General features: G+C 35.3%; 5 protein-coding genes. 4 read left to right on the top strand and 1 reads right to left on the bottom strand.

The features are described 5' to 3' along the window. On the top strand, positions 1-282 hold a 282-nt coding region (locus PMI10_RS19190; RefSeq protein ID WP_157489907.1), incomplete at its 5' end, for a T9SS sorting signal type C domain-containing protein. A gap of 97 nt (positions 283-379) precedes the next feature. On the opposite strand, the gene PMI10_RS19185 is transcribed toward PMI10_RS19190, so the two are convergent. After that, positions 380-841 (bottom strand): regulatory protein RecX, encoded by a 462-nt coding sequence (locus tag PMI10_RS19185; protein ID WP_007810904.1) that lies wholly within the window; start codon positions 839-841, stop codon positions 380-382. A gap of 372 nt (positions 842-1,213) precedes the next feature. Here PMI10_RS19185 and PMI10_RS21785 point away from each other — a divergent pair, with 372 nt between their 5' ends. The 3 genes from PMI10_RS21785 to PMI10_RS19155 form a co-directional block, all read left to right on the top strand. After that, positions 1,214-4,702 (top strand): glycine-rich domain-containing protein, encoded by a 3,489-nt coding sequence (locus PMI10_RS21785; RefSeq protein WP_007810902.1) that lies wholly within the window; start codon positions 1,214-1,216, stop codon positions 4,700-4,702. 325 nt (positions 4,703-5,027) lie between these two features. Then, positions 5,028-5,921: a T9SS sorting signal type C domain-containing protein gene (locus PMI10_RS19165; protein ID WP_007810901.1), complete on the top strand. Its 894-nt coding sequence runs from the start codon at positions 5,028-5,030 to the stop codon at positions 5,919-5,921. A gap of 1,009 nt (positions 5,922-6,930) precedes the next feature. After that, positions 6,931-8,951: hypothetical protein (locus PMI10_RS19155; protein ID WP_007810900.1), on the top strand; the 2,021-nt coding region annotated here is incomplete at its 3' end.

Here is an 8,951-nt window from a genome sequence, read left to right as displayed (position 1 = left end):
TTGCGATATACCAATAAGACCTTAGGTACCGGTGATTTTGAAACAGTTGAAAATTCGATCACGGTTGTGAGTCAGGATAAAACTATTACGATAAGTTCAGCGAAAGAAAACCTGTCTAAAGTCTTTATTTATGATATTTCAGGCAAACAATTGTATAAGAAACAAAATATAGGCAATGTAGAATTATCGATTCAGCACTTAGCATTTGCACAACAGGTTCTGTTGGTAAAAGTAGTTCTGGAAAATGGTTACACAACCACTAAAAAATTGATATTCAAATAGTATTATGACTTTGTAAATTTAAAAAATCCGATAATGAAAGTTATCGGATTTTTGTTTTAAAAGTGTTTTGATTTTTAGTAATTTATATAATAAAATTTTAATTTATTTTTTCAAAATCTTTTACTTTATCATAAACGAAATTGCTTTCGTAACCTCTTCTCATCATGTAATCACAAAATTTCTTTCTTTTTTTGAGAGGGTTGTTTTCTGTTAAATTATTCCAACATCTTTGAGAAAGTTGCTCAAAAGTGGTTTCGTATTCTTCAGGTGAAATTTCTTTTAGGGCCAAATTAATATTGGTTGTGGTAATATGCCTGGCTTTTAGTTCGTTTACAATTCTAACTTTTCCCCAGTGCTTAATGCGATGTTTTCCTCGGGCAAAACTACAGGCAAATCGGGTTTCATTTAAAAAATTGGAGCTAATAAGCTGCACAACAATATTATCTATTTCGTCAGGAGTCATTTTTAGGCTGTATAATTTATTTACAACTTCTTCATGGCAGCGCTCTTGATAAGCACAAAAATGTTCTAATTTTTGTAGTGCTTCTTTAATTGTCATAATTAAAATTTGTTTAGAATATGAAACTATTCTATAAAGACAAATGTAAAATTAAAAAAAAGATTATAATTAGATTTTGTGAAATCCGCAAATAAAAAAGTTATTATTAAATAATTAGTATATGTTTTATCTTTAGTTTATTAACATAAAAAATAATGTATTAAAATAAATTAACATAAATAAGCAATTTTTTATTATATTTGATATAGAGTTGCCATAAACATTTTCTTTTTTGTTGCTTAACAAAAATAATTTTTTGAGAAAAAGAACAAGTGCGGATTAATCTTATTTTCTGCAAGTCTGCTTTTTTAATACCACTCATAAATACAATTTAAAAGATTAATCGATTTTTTAATTTTTAAATCTACTATTATGAGACTAAAATTACTTTCATTACTATTTTTTGTTTTTTGTAAAATGTGGACTCAAACCACAAATTCATTTACTACGCCAGGGTCTAATACTTTTAAGGTGCCGGGGGGTGTTACTTCATTAAGTGTAGAATGTTGGGGAGCCGGAGCGGCTGGTGGTGGGGTCAATGCTACCATTTCTGTTTTTGGCGGAGGCGGAGGCGGAGGCGGAGCATATAGTAAGGTTGTGCTGGGTGCAACACCGGCAGCGGTGCTAAACTATACAGTTGGAGCCGGAGGTGTAGGTGTTAATGGTGCTGATGGAGGAAATGGTCAGGCTACTACTTTTTCTACAGTGACGGCAAATGGCGGTACAGGAGGGAAGCATGGAAATTCTACTTATGGTGCCGGAGGTGCTGGGGGTATTGCCTCAGGAACAGGAGTGATTTTTTCGGGAGGAAGCGGAGCAAATGCAAGAGTTGTTTTGGGAACATTATATTCAGGTGGAGGCGGAAGCAGTGCAGGAACAGGTTCTAACGGTAATAATGCAGTTGATGGAACAGCAGGGGCAGCAGTTACAGGAGGCAGTGCTGGTGGTGCAGGAGTTTTTTTGGGTGGTGGAGTAGGTAATCCGGGCGGATCGCCAGGTTCTGGAGGTAGTGGTGCATTAGGATTGCTATTTAGTAATTTCAAAGGAGGCAATGGGGGAGACGGTCAGATAAAAGTTACTTATACATGTCCTGTATATAGTCTTACAAGTACTGCGTCAGCAGATGTGTGTGCTGCGATATCAACGTCAACTATAGTGACATTAAATGGAAGTACAATATCTTTACCAGTGGGTGATTATGTAGTAACTTATAGCAGGAGTAATCCGGCAGCAACCGGATTAACAGCTGCAATGACAGTTAGTACAGCAGGAACTGGAACTTTTACAGCTTCCGGGTTAACTACTACCGGTTCAAGTACCATAACAGTTACAAGACTAACTTCAGAATCCTGTTTTTCTGATATCACTACCAATAATGCGATAACAATTACAGTTTCTCCTGCAAGCGTTGGAGGGACTGTAAATGGCGGCACTTCAATTTGTAGCGGAAATACAAGTGGTTTGTTAACCCTGTCAGGACATACAGGAGCAGTTTCAAAATGGCAATATGCTGTAAGCCCATTTTCTACCTGGAATGATATAACCTATACAGCTTCAACATATACTTCAGGAACTTTAACTCAGACCACACAATTCAGAGCAGTTGTTCAGAGCGGTGTTTGTGCTACGGCAAATTCTGTTGCTGCAACAGTAACGGTGAATCCTTTACCAGTAATTACTACAACAGGAATAGTTGATGATATTTGTTTCAATGCCGGAGCGCAGGTTGCTATATTGCCTTACACCGCTACAGCAAACACCCCAATAAGTTATAGTATTGTATGGAGTCCTGCTGCAAATACTGCCGGATTAATAAATCAGGGTACTACTTCCTTTAGCTTTTTAGCAGGAGGTGGTAATTTGAATACTATTGTCATACCGGCAGGAATAGCTGCAGATACATACACCGGCACAATGACTATAACAAATGCTAATTGTTCAGTAACTCAGCCAATACAAATTACTATTAGACCAAAACCTTCTGCTCCGACAACGGGAACAGTTACAGAACCAACTTGTATATTGTCAACGGGGAGTGTTATATTAACTGGCTTGCCACCATCAGTTACCTGGTTAATTACACAAAGTGGGACAACATCGACAACTTACACAAATACAGGAACTGCTTATACGATTTCTAATCTTGTTCCTGGCACATATACATTTACTATAGAGTATTCAGGAAGTTGTATATCATTATCTTCGACAAGTGTAATTATAAACAATCTTGTAACAAATACATATAACGGAAGCTGGTCAAATGGTTCTCCTACAATTAACCAAAATTTGGTTTTTGCCGGAAATTATTCAAGTACAGGTGCTGGGGGCGGAAATATTGATGGCTGCAGTTGTGTAGTGAATTCCGGAGTTAATGTTCTAATAAATCAGAATGATACATTAACCATAATGAATTCAATTGTTAATAACGGAGGGATATTAACTTTTGAAAATAATGCCAGTCTGTTGCAAATAGCGAATACTGCTAATACTGGGAATATTGTATACAAACGAAATTCCGCACCAATGAAAAATTTCGATTATACATATTGGTCATCACCAGTGGCAGGACAAACCTTATTTGATTTGTCACCCAATACACTGGCAGATAAATATATGTCGTATTCTGGGACTGGCTGGCAAATAAGTTATGGAGGAGCAGCTGTTATGCAGCCAGGAATCGGGTATATTATCAGGACTCCAAAAGCAGGGACATGGCCTGCCCCACATCCTGAAGTGGTTGCTTTTCCTTATTCACAACCTGTTCAGTTTAAAGGAGTGCCTAATAATGGAAATATCACAAGCAGTCAATCGATGATAAACGGGAATTTTTATTTGATTGGGAACCCTTATCCTTCGGCACTTAATGCTAATGATTTTTTGTTTAATAATGCTAATAACAGCACTGTTTTAAATGGAACCATTTATTTATGGACACATAATACAGCTATTGCTGGCTTTATTGCTGGCTTTAACTATAGCTTTAACTATAGCTCGGATGATTATGCAACATACAACGGAGTAGGAGGAATAGCAATATCGGGAGGAGTATTACCAACAGGTTATATAGCTGCTGGACAATCTTTTTTGACAAGTGCTAAAGCTAATGGAACAGTTGAGTTTAATAATTTGATGCGTGTAACAGGAAACAACGCACAATTCTTTAAGCCAGGAAAAACAGCAGAATTAGAAAAACATCGTCTTTGGCTGAACATGACAAATACCGAAGGAGCATTTAAACAAACCCTCATTGGTTATGTTGAAGGCGCAACAAATGCTTATGATGATAATTTTGACGGGTTTAGTATTGACGGAAATGCCTATATTGATTTTTATAGTGTCAATGCTGCAGACAATTTGGCTATCCAGGGGCGTGCATTGCCGTTTGCGGACACTGATGTTGTTCCATTGGGATATCGTTCGACAGTTGCAGGCAGTTTTACCATTGCAATAAATAAGGCAGATGGGGCATTGGCTACCCAAAGGATTTATCTGGAAGACAAACAAACCGGTACGATCAACGAATTAACAGCACAAAACTATACTTTTAGTACAACAGCCGGAACATTCAATAATCGTTTTTTGTTGCGATATACCAATAAAACATTAGGTACAGCTGATTTTGAAACGATTGAAAATCAAATCACGGTTGTAAGTCATGATAAAACAATTGTGATAAACTCTCCAAAAGAAAAAATTGCTAAAGTCTTTATTTATGATGTTTCAGGAAAGCAACTGTATAACCAAAATGTTAGCAATGTAGAATTGTCTATCTCGAACTTGCCATTTGCACAACAGGTTTTATTAGTAAAAACAGTTTTGGAAAATAATAGTGAAACAATTAACAAACTCGTATTCAAATAAAAGGTAAGCCTGACCGCTTTTAAGCTTGCTGTAAAATAAGTTCATAAACAAGAATATGTATGGAAAATATATTCAATTTAAATTTTGTCAAATATGGATTAAACGGACTAATATTTTTAATTATTAATAGTTAATGACTAATATTTTTTATATATTTGAGAGACAGGACCTTTTTAATTGTATTGTTTTGATTTTCTTTAAAACTATATTTTTTGAAAAAACGGTTACAAATCAATCTCTTTTTCTGCCAGTAAATTTTTTAAAAGCCGCTCATTAGTAAATATTACCAAAAATTAATTGCTTTTTAATCTTTTAAATTACTGTTATGAGACTGAAATCTACATTATTTCCGCTGTTTATTTTTTGTAATATGTGGGCACAGTCCCCGAATCTTTCTTCAATGCCAAGTCCTGATATTTTTGAGAAGTCCGGGGACGTTGCTATGATAGATACAAACGGAACGGTCATGCTAAACAGAACCCAGATTTCGGGCAATCAGAATCCATTCTTTAAAGCAGTAACAACTTCAAAAACTGCAGCCTTAGAAAGACATCGTTTATGGCTTAATATGACAAATACAGAAGGAGCTTTCAAGCAGTTGTTAGTTGGTTATATTCAGGGTGCTACCAATGGATATGATAGTGATTTTGACGGAGTAAGTATGAATGGGAACGCATTTATTGATTTTTATAGTGTTAATTTAGGCAGTAACCTGGTTATTCAGGGACGTGCACTGCCATTCACAGCTAATGATGTTGTTCCATTAGGATATCGTTCAATTATTGCAGGTGAGTTTACTATTTCGATAGCCAAAGCTGACGGACAACTCACTAATCAGGCAGTTTTTTTAGAAGATAAACTTACTAATACTCTTAATGATTTAAGACAAGGGGGTTACACTTTTACTACAGGAACAGGTGTTTTTAATGATAGATTCGTCTTGAGATATAAAAGTGAATCATTGGGCGTGGGAGAAGTAGAAACTATTAAAAATAATATTTCCATTTCGAATAAAAATAATATTATAAATATAGATGCCGTCAAAACGATTAATAATGTTTTTGTTTTTGATGCATCAGGAAAGTTATTATACCGTAAAGAAGAAATAAATAGTGATCAGTTTTCAACAGAACAATTAGGCTCGACACAGCAGATTTTATTGGTAAAAGTTCTTTTGGAAAACGGTTACGATGAAACACAAAAAATTATATTAAGGTAATTTGAATTTCTTCTGGAAAAAACTTTAGATTACAGTTTTCTGGCGATATCTACACTTAAGATAACAACAGTCTTGCTATTACTCCATTTTTGATTGAGATTTCATTTCTTTCTCCATCTCTATAAATTTTATTTCAAAGAGAAACGCTTTTTTTCTATTACAAAAGGCAGGGCGGGACGTGTAAAAAAAATTTTTCACTCTGATCTGGCTTTTGCAGATTTTAATTTTTTTTGCAGAATTGCTTCTATTTTATTAAGAAGCTTTTTTGCTAATGGCAGTCTGTTTCTTAATTTTTGTTATCAATTGAAAGTCAATTCATTTGAGGAAAAAATCAGTTCCATTGCGCTAATTTTAATATAAGAAAAATCATATATTTTTATCATTATTTTGTAATAAAAACTCCATATGTAGTTTTTTATTTATAAAATTATATGCTAAAAATATTGTTTTTGTACGTATTTGTGATATTTTTGCCTCCGAAATTTAACAGTTTTTAGTAGTAAAAAAAGGATTGGTTTAATTTTATAAAATATTGAAAATAATACATTAAGTAAATATAATCTTGAACGATGAGAATGCAGATTACAGTAAAAGAATATATCTTAAAGTGTTTATTTATAATATTTTGGCCAAACAATTTGTATAAAAAATAAAATGTAAGTAAAGTACAATTATCGATTCAATACTTAATTATTTACAAACAGGTTCTTTGGTAAAAATAATTACAGAAAACAGCTACAACACTACTAAAAAATTGATGTTTAAATAGGATTTTAGTTTCATAAAAATTTTAAATTGTAAAAAACAGGAAGTGCATCGAATAAATATGCATTTAATCGAATTTGTATAAAAACGGATTGCAGAACAAGTACTTTTGTTTTATAATATGTCATTTTTGAGTTAATGTTTTAATTTCTAATGTTATAGATGTTTTTAATCATTACTTCAAAGACAAATGCCCCAAAGAATACCCCAAACAGATTTAAAAATATAAATACCACTAACCTACATGATACAAAAACTACTTTTGTCCGTACTTTCCGTATTTTTTAATTTTCTTCCCGGTAATAAGCCATTTATTTCTTCAGGCAGATGGATTTGCTTTTTTTTATTGGCATTTCAAATGAGTTTTGGTCAGTCGTGTAATGTTGTTAAAACCGGCGATTTTACAGGAAGTATTAATGCAACAAACTGGTCTGCACAAACTGATGTAACAGGTTGGTACTATTCTGCTGCCTGGGCCCCTAATGAAGCTTATATAGAAGCGGATGGTATAACTAATGCATCTCTAAAACAAAGTTTGACAGGTTTAATTGCAGGCCCATTAACTCTTTCTTTTAACATTAAAGGGCAAAATGCAAATCGTGTATCTACTTGCAATACAACGGCAACCCTTTTAGTAAAATTAGGAGGTGTCACTTATCTAACTGTTACAAATCAAGGGAATAATTCTAATATTCCACTTTCTGATGTAGTTGTTTCAAATGGTGCCAGTATTGCTTCAACAACAGGATTTCCTTTAACTGTAGTAGGCTTGTCTACTGCTATAACTCAAGGAACAATAGTTCTTACGATTCCTTGGTCACCAGCAACAGCTGCTGCAACAATGGCGGATTTGGAGTTTGTTGCTACAACTTCAAATTTGGCTGTCGGAGCTTGTGTCGGAGCGTGGGGAGGAGATGACTGGTTTCTTGATAATATTTCACTTGTTGCTGCTAACCCAACGAGTTTCAATATGACTGGAACAAGTGTTTGCGCAGGCAGTACAGCTACGATTGGGCTTAATGGTTCGCAACTTGGAGTAAATTATCAATTGCAAATAGGAGGTTTAAATACTGGAGCTGTCGTTCCTGGAACTGGTTCAGCAATTAGTTTTGGAAATCAAACCGCAACAGGTGTTTATACGGTAGTGGCTACAGCCGGATCTACGACATGTAGCACAACAATGGCGGGGAGTGTGTCCATTAGTCCAAATTTACCGGCTTCTGTAAGCATTGCTGCTTCACCAGCAGGAGCAATTTGCTATGGAACTTCAGTGACATTTACTGTAACTCCAACCAATGGAGGAACAACACCGATTTATCAATGGAAATTAAACGGAGCAAATGTTGGAACAAATTCAACGACTTATACTAATGCTACTTTATTAAATAGTGATGTTGTTACTTGTGTTATGACTTCAAATGCAGCTTGCTTAACAGGAAGTTCTACAGCAACTTCGAATGTAATTACAATGTCATCAGGGGGGCCAACAGCAACTGGGGTAGCCATTTGCGCAGGTGGCTCCGGGTCTTTGACTTCTTCTTATAGTTGTGCAAGTTCTACTAGTACTCAAACAGCCTCAGGTTCAGGAGGAACATCTAATACGACAACCTATGGAGGGAGTGGTAATACAAATATTTCGATAAACTTTCCGGCGTTACCTGTTGGAGCAGTTGTAACTAATGTTTCAACTACTATTACTTATACATCGAATTCTCCTTCATGGACTAATGAGTTGCGTATTGAAGCTACCCCACCTGTTTCATTGGGAGGGGTACAAAATAATTTACAGATTTCTACATCATCATCGGCGCCGGGAACTATTACTAATACAACTTTTGGAACGTGGGGAACTGGAAGCCCTGTGGGAACTTGGTTGTTTAGATTTAGAGAAACTACTGATGATGGTGGTGTAAACCCGGACGCAAACATTTCAAATATAAGTATTACAGTAGCTTATACTATACCAGGGACTTTAGATTGGTATACTAATACTACCGGAGGAACAAAAATTGGTTCTGGTTCTCCTTTTAATCCAGTTGGAGTGGCAAATTCCGGATTAGCAAATACGAATACAGCCGGTACAACTACTTATTATGTAGAATGTTCTTCAAATCCCGGATGTCGTACCCCTGTAACATTTGTAATTAATGCAAGTCCCTCTATAACTGCGATTTCATCACCTGCAGCATTGTGTTCAGGAGGTTCGTTGAATCCTTCAGCACCAACGGTTACTGCCAATGGTTCTACAGTTACGGCATCCGGCTG

Source organism: Flavobacterium sp. CF136 (assembly GCF_000282055.1).
In the GTDB taxonomy this organism is placed as follows: domain Bacteria; phylum Bacteroidota; class Bacteroidia; order Flavobacteriales; family Flavobacteriaceae; genus Flavobacterium.
The sequence above is the reverse complement of the archived record's forward strand: the minus strand, read 5'-3'. Positions and strand labels throughout refer to the sequence as shown.